This is a genomic window from Flavobacterium sp. ALD4 (assembly GCF_002836475.1).
Lineage (GTDB): Bacteria > Bacteroidota > Bacteroidia > Flavobacteriales > Flavobacteriaceae > Flavobacterium.
Genome location: NZ_PJBJ01000023.1, coordinates 330,337 through 345,380, shown reverse-complemented (window position 1 = coordinate 345,380; position 15,044 = coordinate 330,337). Strand labels below are relative to the sequence as shown.

Annotated in this window: 10 protein-coding genes; 6 read left to right on the top strand and 4 right to left on the bottom strand. The window is 34.1% G+C overall.

Annotated elements, in window-relative coordinates:
• Positions 1-192 precede the first annotated feature (192 nt).
• Both CXF59_RS14865 and CXF59_RS03975 read left to right on the top strand, forming a co-directional pair.
• Positions 193-351, top strand: a complete 159-nt coding sequence (locus tag CXF59_RS14865; RefSeq protein ID WP_232758636.1) for a hypothetical protein — start codon at positions 193-195, stop codon at positions 349-351.
• Between the two features lie 214 nt (positions 352-565).
• Complete coding sequence (locus CXF59_RS03975; RefSeq protein WP_232758630.1) at positions 566-3,184, top strand: TonB-dependent receptor; 2,619 nt, start codon at positions 566-568, stop codon at positions 3,182-3,184.
• 138 nt (positions 3,185-3,322) lie between these two features.
• Here the strand turns inward: CXF59_RS03975 and CXF59_RS03970 are convergent, their stop codons facing one another.
• Together CXF59_RS03970 and CXF59_RS03965 are read right to left on the bottom strand one after the other, a co-directional pair.
• On the bottom strand, positions 3,323-3,712 hold the full coding sequence (locus CXF59_RS03970; protein WP_101136405.1) for a DUF1398 domain-containing protein: 390 nt from the start codon (positions 3,710-3,712) through the stop codon (positions 3,323-3,325).
• Positions 3,713-3,940: 228 nt separating this feature from the next.
• Positions 3,941-4,630, bottom strand: a complete 690-nt coding sequence (locus CXF59_RS03965) for a DUF2461 domain-containing protein (protein WP_101136404.1) — start codon at positions 4,628-4,630, stop codon at positions 3,941-3,943.
• 667 nt (positions 4,631-5,297) lie between these two features.
• On the opposite strand from CXF59_RS03965, the gene CXF59_RS03960 reads away from it, so the two are divergent.
• Together CXF59_RS03960 and dnaK are read left to right on the top strand one after the other, a co-directional pair.
• Positions 5,298-5,549, top strand: coding sequence for a nucleotidyl transferase AbiEii/AbiGii toxin family protein (locus CXF59_RS03960; protein ID WP_101136403.1), 252 nt, complete (start codon positions 5,298-5,300; stop codon positions 5,547-5,549).
• A 747-nt stretch (positions 5,550-6,296) separates the two neighbouring features.
• Complete coding sequence (dnaK, locus tag CXF59_RS03955; RefSeq protein ID WP_101136402.1) at positions 6,297-8,180, top strand: molecular chaperone DnaK; 1,884 nt, start codon at positions 6,297-6,299, stop codon at positions 8,178-8,180.
• A 102-nt stretch (positions 8,181-8,282) separates the two neighbouring features.
• Here dnaK and CXF59_RS03950 read toward each other — a convergent pair whose 3' ends face one another.
• Positions 8,283-9,182 (bottom strand): Brp/Blh family beta-carotene 15,15'-dioxygenase, encoded by a 900-nt coding sequence (locus CXF59_RS03950; protein WP_101136401.1) that lies wholly within the window; start codon positions 9,180-9,182, stop codon positions 8,283-8,285.
• Between the two features lie 115 nt (positions 9,183-9,297).
• Between CXF59_RS03950 and CXF59_RS03945 the strand changes: the two genes are divergently transcribed.
• Complete coding sequence (locus tag CXF59_RS03945) at positions 9,298-10,023, top strand: bacteriorhodopsin-like (RefSeq protein WP_101136400.1); 726 nt, start codon at positions 9,298-9,300, stop codon at positions 10,021-10,023.
• A 986-nt stretch (positions 10,024-11,009) separates the two neighbouring features.
• Here the strand turns inward: CXF59_RS03945 and CXF59_RS03940 are convergent.
• On the bottom strand, positions 11,010-13,571 hold the full coding sequence (locus CXF59_RS03940) for a zinc-dependent metalloprotease (protein WP_198554627.1): 2,562 nt from the start codon (positions 13,569-13,571) through the stop codon (positions 11,010-11,012).
• 319 nt (positions 13,572-13,890) lie between these two features.
• Between CXF59_RS03940 and corA the strand changes: the two genes are divergently transcribed.
• Complete coding sequence (gene corA, locus CXF59_RS03935; RefSeq protein ID WP_101136399.1) at positions 13,891-14,961, top strand: magnesium/cobalt transporter CorA; 1,071 nt, start codon at positions 13,891-13,893, stop codon at positions 14,959-14,961.
• Positions 14,962-15,044 lie beyond the last annotated feature (83 nt).

The window sequence follows — 15,044 nt, the reverse complement described above, 5'->3', positions numbered from 1 at the left end:
TTAACCATGATAATTCTTCATTTGGATTAATTTAAATTGTACTACTTCTCTAAAGCTTAAAATTTTTTTTTAAGCTTTTTTTTTTAAAATAATTCTCACTTGTGATGGGAAACAATCGTGACTGAGGCTAGATAGTATCTTAGTTACATTTTTATTTACAGTAAATTAAGACTCTTTTTAATTAAAAATCCTTTGGGGTTCGATAGGTTCATGATTATCTCTCTCATGGTTATTGCTATTATTGGCATAAATGAAGTATTGCTGGGAGTCCCGAACTTTGAAACCATCGATGTTAAAATAGGATTAAAGACTTGGATTACGAATGAAAAAGAAAGAAGGAGCATCGAGTAAAGGAAGTTGAGCGGAATGTGATTTAGTAATTGGATATAGCGATGATTTTTGACTATTCATACTTTAAAAAAAAAAGCAACATTGCTAAGGATTTTACACAATAAATACCAAAATGGGATATTTTTATTTTTTTAAATAAAAACGTTCAAAAATTAAGGTTTCTTTAACAGAAAAGGATAGCTTTGTCACCTAAATTATACAAAAAAAACTATTTATGAGATTTAATCATTTTTTTTTAGGCGTACTATTTATGATAGTAGGACCCACAGTTATGAATGCCCAAACAATCAAAGGGGTGGTGACGGATGAGAATGGGCAAGCGTTGCCTTATTCAAATGTTGTTGATAAAGAAACGTCTAATGGTGTTACCACGGACGGAAATGGTAATTTTGAAATTAAGGTAAAAGGATTGCCTGTTACGTTAATCGCTAAATATGTAGGATTTCAAAATAAAAGTATTGAGGTCACTAGTGCCGCTGCTGCGATTGTTTTTAAGCTAGATCCTAATAACAGTTTAGATGAGGTTGTCGTTACGGGAAACAGATCAAAAGTGCGAAGTGTATTAAATTCTGCTGTGCCTATTGATAAGTTGTATGCAGAAGACCTTAAGTCTAGTGGACAGGTAACTTTTGATAAAATGTTAGCCTATAAAATTCCGTCATTTAATTCTAGTTCTCAAGCTATTTCTGATGCAACAGCTCATTTTGACCCGGCAGATTTACGTGGTTTAGGACCCAGTCGTACCTTAGTTTTAGTAAATGGAAAAAGGAAAAATCAAAGTGCATTAGTTTACATAAACGATACTCCAGGTAAGGGAGAGGTAGGGACAGATATGAAAAGTATTCCTTTTTCTGCAATCGAAAGAGTAGAAGTACTGCGTGATGGAGCTTCTGCTCAATACGGTTCAGACGCCATCGCAGGGGTAGTGAATATTATCCTTAAAAAACAAACTAACTTTACTGAAGTAAGCCTTACTTCAGGAGTAACATCACAAGGAGATGGTTTCAATTATGGTGCTGATCTTAACTCTGGGTTTAAAATCGCTGACAAAGGTTTTGTGAATTTTAATATTTCTTACTTAGAACAAAATAAGACGAACAGAGCTGGGAAACCAGGAAAGGATGATTTGTTTGGAGTAGCTGCAGATGATGCGACATGGGGAGACTGGTTAAGTAGGAATCCTGATTTAGGGATGACGATAGGACTACCTGATTCTAAAATGGGAGCTTTTGTAGTTAATGCTGAATACCCACTTTCTGAGACAACAACAGTGTATGCTTTTGGGGATGTGAATATGAGAAAAGGAACTAGTTACGCTTTATATAGAGCGCCTTACTGGGTTTCAGATCCAAACAATTTGTTACACGAAGCCGGGACAACTTATAATGGATTCCAACCTACATTTGAGACGGATATATTCGATAATTTGGGATCTATCGGGCTAAGATCTAATGTATTTGGTTTTAATGCAGATTTCAGTTTAACGGCCGGTTCTAATAAGGTAGACTATACGGTAGGGAACTCATTAAATGTATCTTTAGGTGCTAACAGTCCTACTGAATTTGCAACTGGTGGATATACTTTTAGTCAATTAGTGGGGAATGCAGATTTTTCAAGAACTTTCGATAAGGTCACTTTTGGTTTTGGAACAGAAATAAGAAGGGAACAATTTGAAGCTAGAGCGGGTCAAGAAGAGTCCTATGTGGGAGGTGGTGTACAATCATTTCCTGGATTACAACCAGCAAATGCATTAAAAGAAAGTCGCAACAACGTGGGGATTTACACGACTTTAGATTACGATATGACAGAGGCTTTCTTAATAGGAGGGTCTGTACGATATGAAAACTATTCAGATTTTGGGGATAATATCTCTTGGAAAGTAAACTCTCGTTACAAACTTACTAACGATGTTGCCATACGAGCTTCTTTTAGTACTGGATTTAGAGCTCCGGCATTGCATCAAATTTACCTAAGTAATATTCAAACATTGGTATCTGGAGGTACGATTTCTAATCAAGGAACTTTTAATAATGTAGATCCAGCTGTTATTGGACTAGGGGTTCCACGATTAGATGCTGAGGAATCACAAAACATAGCAACAGGAATTACTTTTAGATCAGGTGCTAATTTTTCTGCTTCGGTTGATTTCTACCATATAAAGGTAAAAGACCGTGTATTGTTTTCTGGAGAGGTTGGATTTGACGGAGATGACACAACCACAAACCCGGTTGAACAAGTATTACTTGCAAATGATATTACAAGTATGAAGTTTTTTATAAACGCAGTTAATACAATAACTAAAGGTGTTGATGTAGTTTTGAATTATAAAAACCTAGAAATAGGAACTGGTAAACTGGGACTTAGCTTTGCGTCTAATATCGCTAATACTAAAATTGATGGAAAAATTGCCACACCGGCTATTTTGAGTGCTAACGGATATGATATTTTCAACCGTAAAGAGCAAGGTAGAATCCTAAGTGCAAGACCTAATACAAAAGTATTGTTAGGAGTGAATTATGATTTGAAGAAAACGACTTTTATTTTTAACAACACGTATTTTGGTGAAGTTACTTGGCAACATGCTACGGATGTCGCAAAAGATCAAACTTTTACAGGAAAGGTGATTACAGACTTAGGTATTGCTTATAAATTCACCAATACATTATCTGCGAATGTAATGGTAAACAACTTGCTTAATGTTTATCCAGATTTATTAGATAGAAAAGGGGATGTTGTGACTGATTTAGGAGGTCGTTTTAAATATGCATGGGAAGTGAACCAATTTGGCTTTAGCGGAACAACATTTACAGCGGGGTTAAACTTTAAGTTCTAAAGATCACTAACAATGACAATAAAAAAACGGGATTTATTCCCGTTTTTTTATGCCTCTATTTTTTCTTTTAATGTATCATAAGACAGCAATGAACCGAGGTCTTATTATTGAAAGTTCGGTTGTGTTAAAAGTAGAGAATTAACTTGGTATTTTTTCGATTACAATTGCGTCACCCACTGCATCAAAATAAGTGCAGGTCATTTCGATGATGTCAATGCGCGATTTAGCGATCCCGGATTGGGCTGCCTGTTGGCAAAAAGTAAAATAATCGGTTTGTCCGTCTTGATTCATAACCAGAAACTCTATAAAGCGTTCTTTGTTTGCAGTTGAAGCGATTTTAATTTCATCGTATTTTTTATCAGTGCTGACGGAATCGTCATTGCTGTCATAATAAGCAACGCGCCCGTAGTTAATAAGAGTGTCATATCCTTTTACACCTAAATTGATTAGGTCTTGAATATAATTTGGAAAATCAGCACCCGTTTGTACTTTATCATGTGCTTGTTTGATTTGTTCTAGGGTAAACATGTTATTTAGTTTTATTTTTTGAGTGTTCAAATATAGTTTAAAATACTATAATGAATGATTTTTAGATTTAGTTTCGAAATTTTTTGTGCTGCAAGTTCTCAAATTAATAAAGGTTTAATTAGGGAATTTTTTAGAGATTACTCGATAGCGAGGAGCCTTTGAAAAGTGCGGTTTTATTATATGTATCTTTTATATGAATGCTGAGGTACTTGCAGACCTTAGCCTCGTTTAAATTATAGTTTCTCCATTTAGGTCGGTGGTAAGGACAAAACTCAAGTAGTCAAAAAACGGTCGTACAGATTTAAATATTTCGTTTACCTTGTAAACAAACTGGGGATCAGTTACTTCTTGATTTGTAAAATTATGTCTCAGGATAAATTGTTTATGCCGAATTAAATCGATGGCTTCATGGTCTTTAGCAAATCCTCTTGGAGACGTTGGAATTACATTACCTGTCAACTCTACGAAATTATCCGTTATTGATTTTGAGTTTAAAATTTTGCGCCACGCTGCAGGATTTAGCTCAATATCTTTTCTTATTCTTTTCAGATCATCCGGATTAGGAGAGAAAAAACCGCATGCTAGAAAATTATTACCAGGTTGTATATGCAAATAATAGCCCCCTCTTTTTAAGTTAGTAGCTCTTTGTAAACCTAATGCAAATCGAGACTTGTAAGGAGATTTGTCTTTACTGAAACGAACATCATTATAAATACGATACAGACTTTTCTTTCCAGACACAGTTTCTATCGCATCATTAGTGCTCATTAGCGTAATGAGTTGGTCTGCAAACGCAATAATGTTACTTTGTGCTGTCGTATATTGTGTTTTATTTTCGATAAACCAGTCTCTATTGTTGTTCTTTTCTAGATTTTTCAAAAAAGTAATGCTGCTTGATGCTATAGTATGGTTTTCCATTTTTTAAATTTATGGGGGTTTTGTAGTTTGCTTTAACTACAATGTGGAAGCTCCAAATTTAGGTAACTTTTTTATCTAGTAGAAATGAAAGGGGTTAAAGTTTTCTTGTTATTTTTGGAATGAATGGTTTAGTTCTGATTTTTTGAGAAGTGTTTGATTGTCAAATTAAAAATTATGTAAACAAAATTATTTGTATTTGTATTATGAAAACGATTGACAGTATAAAAGGAATTCATCTTGGCAAAATGCTAGAGTAGGAATTGAAGAAAAGGAACAACAATAAAAGATAGTTTGCGCTTGCTACTGATGAACACCTTCAAACGCTTGGTGCGATTAGAAAAGGCAGTAGTAGAATGAACGTTGATTTGTCGAGTAAAATAGAGGAGAAGCTAGAATTTGAGGAAGGCTTCTTGATGACCCACCAAGTTTTTACAACATAAATTAAGCCAAGAAAGACAGTAGTTATAGACCGGATATTTTTAAACTAAGGAAGGTGACTTTTTGGGATACTACTTTTGATTTAATTGACTGGAAAACAGATAAGAGAGCGGTTATTAAAGGTGTTTTTTCCAGAGTTACTAAAATAGTGTAGGAAGAAATTATTCGTTTTTATTGAAAAGAAGTAGTTGACCGTATTAAATTATCAAAACACCAATTATAATATAAATTGAAAAACCTTCATTGTGATGCCGTTTCGCCTTTACTCAAAGATATTCTTGTTGATTTGATGCATGAGCTTTTTTTTTCTCCTTTCAGTTTGCTAGGAGGAACAGCTTTGAGTTTAGAAATCGGTCACAGAATATCCATGTATTTTGATTTGTTTACCGCTGCAGACTATGGTTCAACTGATTTTAAGGAAATCAGGAGTTTTCTTAAAATAAATATACTATTTGTATTTCGAGAAATCTTGATAACGTAGCGTTTGGGACTTATTTTGAGATCGGGTATTCTACAGATGCGTTAATTAAAGTAGGTATGGATTATATAGGTGAATTTATTTTTGAGAGCGTTCATAAAAAGGGTGTTCAAATGGCTTTTGAAAACGAAATTATTGCTATTAAACTAGATATTGTTTTGAGAGGAGGTAGATTTTTTTTTGGGATTTACATTATTACCTTGATAAAGCCACTATTTATGAAATGATTTTCTTCTGTGAACAACGCTATCCTTTTACTGATTGCTCTACTATTAAATCTCAATTTGTGAATTTTTAATCGGAAGATGCTTATTGTGTTCCGATATGTTTATTAGATAAATCTTGGGAACTTATCAAATTGGATTTTTTTGATATAACGAATAAAAATCCTTACGACTGCTAAAGCAAATTGAAACCACAAATTCCTTAGCCCCTATAGCAGCGGCATCGCCCGGTTTAGAAAAACAAGGCTTTTTTCAAGCCGTAGTTTTTATTTGCCGGGAATACAGCGTAGAGCAAGCAGTCCTAGTAGCTGTCGGGATAGCTTCTGATTTGTATTGTTGAAACTGCCAGCTGCATTTTATTGTTTTATCAATGACAGTCAGCCTGAAATGTCATCTTGGCAGAGTATTTTCCGCCATTTTAACAAAAACTGCCATTTTACAGAACGCTATTGCATTGGCACAGTGATTGACTTAAGCACTACGAGTTACTAAAATAAGTATACATTATAATTAAATATAAATAAAAATGGGTAAAATAATCGGAATTGATTTAGGTACGACAAACTCTTGTGTCTCTGTAATGGAAGGTAATGAAGCAGTTGTTATCCCTAATGCAGAAGGAAGAAGAACAACACCATCTATCATCGCTTTTGTTGAAGGTGGAGAGATTAAAGTGGGAGATCCTGCAAAAAGACAAGCGGTAACAAATCCTACTAAAACAATTGCTTCTATTAAACGTTTTATGGGTCATTCTTTTAGTGAAGTTTCGGCTGAGACAAAAAGAGTTTCTTACAAAGTAGTTAAAGGGGACAACAATACACCACGTGTTGATATTGATGGTCGTTTATATACTGCACAAGAATTGTCAGCAATGACTCTTCAAAAAATGAAAAAAACTGCTGAAGACTATTTAGGTCAAACAGTAACTGAAGCGGTTATTACTGTTCCTGCTTACTTTAATGATGCACAACGTCAAGCGACTAAAGAAGCTGGTGAAATTGCAGGTCTTAAAGTAATGCGTATTATCAATGAGCCTACAGCTGCAGCTTTAGCTTACGGTTTGGATAAAAAAGGAAAAGATCAAAAAATTGCTGTTTATGATTTAGGTGGAGGTACATTTGATATCTCTGTTCTTGAATTAGGAGACGGAGTTTTTGAAGTATTGTCTACAAACGGTGATACTCACCTTGGTGGAGATGATTTTGACCATGAAATTATTGACTGGTTAGCTGACGAATTTAAAACTGAAGAAGGTATTGATTTACGTTTAGATCCAATGTCTTTGCAACGTTTGAAAGAAGCTGCTGAAAAAGCAAAAATTGAATTGTCTTCTTCTACTGAAACTGAAATCAACTTACCTTACGTAACGGCTACAGCTTCAGGACCAAAACACTTAGTGAAAAAATTATCTAGATCTAAATTTGAGCAATTAACTGACTCATTAGTAAAACGTTCTATGGCACCAGTTGCTAAAGCGTTGAAAGATGCAGGTTTATCTGTTTCTGATATTGACGAAGTTATTCTTGTAGGAGGTTCTACTCGTATGCCAAAAATCGCTGACGAAGTAGAAAAATTCTTCGGTAAAAAAGCGTCTAAAGGAGTTAACCCTGATGAAGTTGTTGCAATTGGAGCAGCTATTCAAGGTGGAGTTCTTTCTGGAGATGTAAAAGATGTATTGTTACTTGACGTTACACCTTTATCTTTAGGTATCGAAACTATGGGTGGTGTTATGACAGTTCTTATCGAATCTAATACTACTATTCCAACAAAAAAGTCACAAGTATTCTCTACTGCTGCAGATTCTCAACCAACAGTTGAAATTCACGTATTGCAAGGAGCTAGAGCGATGGCTGCTGATAATAAAACAATTGGTCGTTTCCATTTAGATGGTTTACCACCAGCACCAAGAGGTGTTCCACAAATTGAAGTAACTTTTGATATTGATGCTAATGGTATCATCAAAGTTTCTGCAACTGATAAAGGAACTGGTAAATCTCATGACATTCGTATCGAAGCTTCTTCTGGATTAACAGCTGAAGAAATCGAAAAAATGAAAAAAGATGCAGAAGCTAATGCTGATGCTGATAAAATAGCAAGAGAAAGAGCTGAGAAATTGAACGAAGCAGATGGAATGATCTTCCAAACTGAAACTCAATTGAAAGAATTAGGTGAGAAATTATCTGACGAAAACAAAGTAGCTGTAGAATATGCATTAACTGAATTGAGAATGGCTCACCAATCTCAAGACATTCCTGCAATCCAAACTGCATTAGATAATATTAATGCTGCATGGAAAACTGCTACTGAAGCAATGTATGCTCAAGGAGAACAAGGTCAAGGTGAAGCTAAGCCAGAAGGTGATGCTCAAGGAGATGATGTTCAAGATGTAGATTACGAAGAAGTAAAGTAAGCAGATAACCAATTTTTGTAAAAAAATTGTGTAAATCGCTTATCCCGTTTTTATCGGGATACTAAATACAAGAAACCGAGCTAGAAATAGCTCGGTTTTTTTTTATGCAATTTTTGAATCTTTTTGATGCATCATTTTCAGTATTACTAATACATGCGGAAATGTGATTGCTGCGAGAAAAGAGAAAAATATAGCATTAAATATTTCCTTATCTCTAAACAGGAAGTAAAGAAGTCCTATACCTATTAATGAAGCCAACCAATACGCAAAGGCGTTCTTGCAATAGGATATAAAATAGCTAAAAGAAAAAGAACCGTAAATAAATTTTATTTGGTCTAAAATAGAAGGAATGCTATGCCATATAATAAAGTAGATCGCAAATCCCCATATTAAACTGGAAGTTTTGAATATGATTGCAAAAACAATTAGAAAAAACAATTCGACACGTATTTTTTCTCTAATCGATTCAAATTTCCAATAAAAATAACTACTCATACTTATAAATAAGAATGCGCTAGTTATAAAGATTTCGTTGATATAGTAATAAGGTAGTTCAAATCGTATAATTTCTCTTATTATCTCTTCAACTTCGGTCGCATGAAAGAAAAATAATAAGAACAGGATAACGATTCCGTAAATAAAAGGATAGAAAATTAATAGGTATTTTGATACTTTAAAATCGAAATACAAACCTTGTTGATCGCCAAAGTGAAAAGCACTAACTAAAATAAAAAGGAGCAAGGCAACTATTGGTATCAAATAGAATAATAGTAATCCGGAAAGAACGACAAGAATGTAATATAGTAGAATTTTTTTAAAGGAAAGAGTATTTTCAGAGTCGCGCGTATTAGTAATTAAAAGTAAATCATTAGCACCGTGTAAAATTCCAAAGGTAAAAATGAATGAAAAACCAATGAGTATTTGGATATCTTTAGGGAAGAAAGAGTTGAGCCACAAGCAGAAAAAGCTTGCTATGATTGCAATATTTGTATATTTAAGCATAATGAATTAATTTTGTTGAAAATTAAGCAAAAATAGTTGAACAAAAAACATTTTGTTTGTCTAACAATTCTTATATTTACATGAACAAAAAAAAATTTAACCTTAATTTTTAACTATGACAAATTTTATGTTTATTTCAGGAATGGTCGCAAAGTTATCTCCTACTGATTATGTAGGGTTCACTTTCTTCGTAGGTTGTATGGCTATGATGGCTGCATCTGCATTTTTCTTTTTATCGCTGAGCCAGTTTGACAAAAAATGGCGTACTTCAGTGTTGGTTTCAGGTTTGATTACTTTTATTGCCGCAGTACATTATTTCTACATGAGAGATTATTGGGCAAGTTTCGGTGAATCACCTACTTTCTTCCGTTATGTTGACTGGGTATTGACGGTGCCATTAATGTGTCTTGAGTTTTACTTAATATTGAAAGTTGCAGGGGCTAAGCAGTCTTTGTTATGGAAAATGATTATCTATTCTCTTGTGATGCTAGTTACAGGTTATTGGGGTGAGGTCGTTGATCCTGGTAATGCAGCAGCTTGGGGATTCGCTTCAGGTGTTGCTTATTTCTTAATTGTTTATGAAATATGGATTGGTGAGGCTGCTAAATTGGCAAAAGCTGCCGGTGGAAACACACTTGCTGCACACAAAATACTATGTTGGTTCGTACTTGTAGGATGGGCAATCTACCCGTTAGGTTACATGTTAGGAACTGATGGATGGTATACAGGTCTTGTAGGTAAAGGAAGCGTTGATGCAGTTTACAACATCGCTGATGCTATCAACAAAATTGGGTTTGGATTAGTAATCTATACTCTTGCTGTGAAATCGCAAACGAACTAATAAAAAACAATTTTTATTTGTTCACTGAAGCCGAGCTAGAAATAGTTCGGTTTTTTTGTGGAATTTAAATAAAGAAGAGGCTGCCTATTGAAGGGCAGCCTCTCTTGTTTAGTATAATCTTATTCTTTAAGTATTTTGTAGGTTTAGCAGCGAAAAGTACTTTAAACGGTTACTGCACTTCTCTTAAATCTAAAAAGAGATTCGGAATTATGCCAAAGGGATTTTGTCGTCCCGGTCGAAAAGGTATAGCGACTAACAATTAATCCGCATTTTATATTTACATTGCTAATGTCGTATGAAGTATAACGTTTAAAGTCCCTGTTTTACACTATATCTCCAAAATAGGACTCTAGTTAGATCTATCATTTACTATAAATTTCTTGCCTATATTGTTCTTTACTTTAATTTTTAGTCTTTTAGGTTTATTATTATGGTGGGTATGCTTTGTTGGTTTGCCATAGTCTATGCACTTGAGATTCTTTGGAATGAAAAGCCTGATAAACTGATTGATCTATAAAAGCTATCGTCTTTTATATTTTTTAGAATAAATTTTAGATGATTATGCGTCAGGTTAGGCAAATGTTAACCCACTTTCATGGACTGGTATAGTAGATGAATGTATGTTTTAGTTTAAACTACTTTGCTATAATGCTCAAGTAGGACGAAAATAGTGTGGTGTAATTAAACTAAATTAAATATACAATCTGGAGCGCCATAGTGTGCATTATAGATTATTCTGTTATTGAAGCTATTTATCTTGGGGATTGATAACTTTGAAATCAAATCAATTAACTACAGCGGAAAGTGTTCTTGTTATTAAATCGAATGTGACTTGAAATTGGCCGCATAATCGCTGTTTTATGTTTCACAAAAATTCAAATAATTAATTTTGTAATTAAAAAGGCTGTTCGAAAATTACTTTTCGAACAGCCTTTTGCTTTTAATAATAGTGTACTGTTTAGCACATTTGCACTAAGTAGGTATGTCTATTTTGGGTCTAAACCTTCACTAATTCTATTTATCAAATCAAGTAGATGATATTTACTTATTTTATCTTGTATTCTTGAAGTGGATATTTTTAAATCGCTCTTTAAACTTAGAAGTTGACCTCTGGCGATAGATGGTAAATCTGTTTGAGCTAGATTTACTTTCCTTGTCGTAAAACCAGATGTAGCACCCACTGGAGCAGATCTAACCACGGTCGTGCCCGGTTTAAGTAATTCAATCAACTTATCAACATATAGCTTCTGTACATTTCTTCTGTACATATCTATTGGACTGTTTCCGTTTAACTCAGAAAAAATCCCCTTTTTCAAATCAGTCATTAACTCGTCAACAGAATAATTATTTTTACTTTCAATAGAAGTTTCTAAAAGACGGACCATTCGGTCTCCAGCTAACAAACTGTTCAATGTCGCATCCTGCATCCCTTTGATAGCCTCAACACCATTATCGGGGTTGATTTTTGAAAGAACATCTTGATTCAACAACCAAATTGGAGTAGTAAACAATTGTGTGTTCAGGAATGCAACGGCATCTTTTTGAATACTTTTTGGAACCACTACAAACTGATTTCCAGTCATGTCATACGTTTTAGGTGAATCATAAATTCCTCCAACATTTTTAGTAACGTGTCCCATATATCTTCTAAACTGTCCTGTAAGTGCGCCATAAAGCTCATCTAATTCAGCATAACTTTCGCCATCTTCTTTCGACCATTCCAATAAATTAGGTAGAATTCGTTTTAAGTTTTTAATACCATACTCAGAAGCTCTCATCGCATTATCTCCTAGGTCTTCTGTTTGGTATCTTGGGTCATAAGGGCTTGATTCAGATCCAAACCACAAACGATTGTTCTTATAAGCTTCCTTAGTCATTTCGTTCAATACTACTTTTTCCTGCGCTTCGTCTTTAGTGTCTTCAAAATAGGAATATCCCCATTTAATAGCCCATTTGTCATAGTCTCCAATTCTAGGAAATAAAGCAGTTACCCCATCTTCTGGTTGCGCAACATAATTGAAACGTGCATAATCCATGATCGAAGAAGTATGTCCGTTTTTTTCTTGATACTCCTTGTCTCTCAATTTTTCAACAGGAGTTGCAGAACTAGCTCCCATATTGTGACGTAATCCTAAAGTATGGCCTACTTCGTGAGAAGAGACAAAACGAATTAATTCTCCCATTAATTTATCATCAAATTTTTTGGATCTTGCGGCTGGGTCTACAGCAGCAGTTTGAATCAAGTACCAGTTTCTTAAAAGACTCATTATGTTATGATACCATCCAATGTGACTCTCTAATATTTCCCCAGTTCTTGGATCATGAACATTTGGCCCATATGCATTTTGAATATCAGCAGCAAAATATCTTAAAACAGAAAAACGAGCATCCTCCAAACTCATTGTTGGATCATTTTCTGGCCAATATTCACCACGAATCGCATTTTTCCATCCCGCATTTTCGAAGGCAATCTGCCAATCGTCAATTCCTTGTTTGATGTATTTTCTCCATTTTTCGGGAGTAGCTGGATCAATGTAATAAACAATAGGTTTTAGAGGTTCAATCAATTCTCCCCTTTCTTGTTTTTGGGCATCTTCAACAGATTTTGGCTCTAAACGCCATCGTACTGCAAAGATTTTGGTTTCTGATTTTTGAGACTCCTCTTCAAAAACATCGTATTTATTAGAAAAATATCCCACACGAGCATCAAACTCTCTTTTGCGCATTGGTATTTTAGGTAATAAAATCATAGAAGTATTGATTTCTACGGTAATGACACCAGCATCTAAGGCCGAAGGTAAGTTAACTCCAATTTTAGGTGTTGGAGTAGTGTTGATTTTTGGCGCCGTGGTCGTAAAGGTTTTTACGCTTCTAACTTCAGTATTTATAGGGTAACTACTTACTTTTGAGATGAATGATTTATCTTTTTGAAACGTTTGAATGTTTAATAATTGTTTCTTTATGGGATCTAATGAGAAGGTTTGAACGTCAGCGTCAAAAGTCGTCGATAAATCTACTACGTAACCGGTAATTTTTCCAGACTGATCTTTCTTGTATGCTAAAACATCATAATTACCAATAATTGGGTCTGAAGTGGAGTTTTTAACAGCTTGGGCCATTGGTTTGTCTTCATCCGGTGACATGATAACATAGGTGATCGATCTGAGAAGAATGTTGTTATTGAGCCCTTTTTCCCAACGAACGACTTGTCTGTTGACTTCTTCGCCACCAAAGATTCCTCCTCCGGCAGGAGTTTTAGAATAACGAGTGATAGTCATCATCTCACTACCTAAAATAGAATCGGGAATTTCAAAGAGATATTTGTTGTCAATTTTATGAACATCAATCAGTCCTCTTTGTGTTACTGCGGTGGAATCAATAACTTTTTTGTAAGGCTTTGGTTCTTTTTTGGTGTCAGCGCCTTTGCTTTCCACTTTGGCGGAACTTTCTTTATCTGCTTTTCTTTTTTTCTTACTTTGAGCAAATGTTTCTTGAGCTGAAAAAAGCAAGAGAGAAACAATAATTAGGGTTAGTTTTTTTTTAATCATTTAGTTGTTGGTATTCTGGTTATTATTAAGTTTTTAGAAGCTGAATAAAATAATATTATATTAAGCTATTATTAATTCCAAATTTATCGCTAAATTCTGAATAAAATATCATTTCTTACTGTAATTTGAGAAAATTAACGCTAATTCCTCTTTAAAGCGGATACCTTTATTTTTATCATAAAATAGAATGTTATTTATTCTTATTTTTGTTTTAAAATAAGAAATCAAAGGTGTTTCAAGGTTTATAAAAAGCAAATGGGGTAAAGAGCGGCCCTCTTGAAAACCTTTTTTTGTACTAATACGGTATATACTATTTTTTATGAGGAAAATTAAATTTAAGAAAAGTAGAAAAACAGCAATGAATCAGCTGGAGTATACTGGTAGCCATAAAAAGTTCGAGTCAGAGATGCAGCTGTTCGTCTATGATGCCTTAGATTATACAGAATATGATGATTTTGAGATTTCGGATTTTAAGACTGGAATTAATGTCAAAAAAATAAATTGGCTCAATCTCCACGGCTTAAACGAAATGGAAATTATCGAAGCGATAGGAGCCTTTTTCAAAATAGATAATTTTCTGCTGTCGGACATATTAAATACGACCAGAAGAACAAAGTTGGAAGAATCTTCAGATACTTTGTTTTTTAATATAAAGTCCATGCTACCTACTGAGAATTCTGATAATATTAGTGTGGAGCAGATCAGTTTTTTGATAAAAAATAATGTTTTAATTTCTTTTCAAGAAAAGCGAAGTGATTTTTTTATACATATTAGGGAAAGGATTAGAAACCAATCGGGTAGCGTTCGCACTAAAAAGGCTGATTTTTTACTCTATTTGTTGCTAGATGCTGTTATGGAGAATTTTTACGTTACTATCGAAAATGAAGAAGATAAAATCGAAGAATTGATTGTGTTGTCCAAGAGTAGTGCTGATCCTAAAATTTTGGAACGAATTGAGAAACACAGAGATAATTTCAACTTTTTAAAACGCTCCATTATTCCGCTTAGGGATTCCTTATATGCGATTAAAAGTCTTAAAGAAGATGAAGATTTTAAAGTGATAGAAGGAGAAACATTCAGTTATTTTTCTAGATTGCATCAAAAAAGCTTGGAACTTTTAGAACAGATAGACTCTGATATGGGGATGCTAGAAAGTGCTTCTAATTTCTTTTTTTCTTCTCAGTCGCACAAGATGAATGAGATTATGAAAACCCTGACTATTGTATCGGCGATATTCATACCCTTAACATTTATTGCAGGTGTTTACGGAATGAATTTTCAGCATATGCCGGAACTTCAATATAAAGATGGATATTATACTGTTATAGGGGTCATGATTCTAATAGGTATTATTATGGTGTTTTATTTTAGAAAGAGAAGGTGGTTTTAGAAAGAGTAGTCACTATTGGGTGAATAGTATGCCGTGAAATTATGCCGTCCGTAAAAAATAGAATACCTTCAACGTATTATAAA

Excerpts from the sequence above, each read along its gene's own strand:
- CXF59_RS03975 (WP_232758630.1), top strand. The coding sequence starts at position 566 with ATGAGATTTAATCATTTTTTTTTAGGCGTACTATTTATGATAGTAGGA.
- CXF59_RS03970 (WP_101136405.1), bottom strand. The coding sequence starts at position 3,712 with ATGTTTACCCTAGAACAAATCAAACAAGCACATGATAAAGTACAAACG.
- CXF59_RS03965 (WP_101136404.1), bottom strand. The coding sequence starts at position 4,630 with ATGGAAAACCATACTATAGCATCAAGCAGCATTACTTTTTTGAAAAAT.
- dnaK (WP_101136402.1), top strand. The coding sequence starts at position 6,297 with ATGGGTAAAATAATCGGAATTGATTTAGGTACGACAAACTCTTGTGTC.
- CXF59_RS03950 (WP_101136401.1), bottom strand. The coding sequence starts at position 9,182 with ATGCTTAAATATACAAATATTGCAATCATAGCAAGCTTTTTCTGCTTG.
- CXF59_RS03945 (WP_101136400.1), top strand. The coding sequence starts at position 9,298 with ATGACAAATTTTATGTTTATTTCAGGAATGGTCGCAAAGTTATCTCCT.
- CXF59_RS03940 (WP_198554627.1), bottom strand. The coding sequence starts at position 13,571 with ATGATTAAAAAAAAACTAACCCTAATTATTGTTTCTCTCTTGCTTTTT.
- corA (WP_101136399.1), top strand. The coding sequence starts at position 13,891 with ATGAGGAAAATTAAATTTAAGAAAAGTAGAAAAACAGCAATGAATCAG.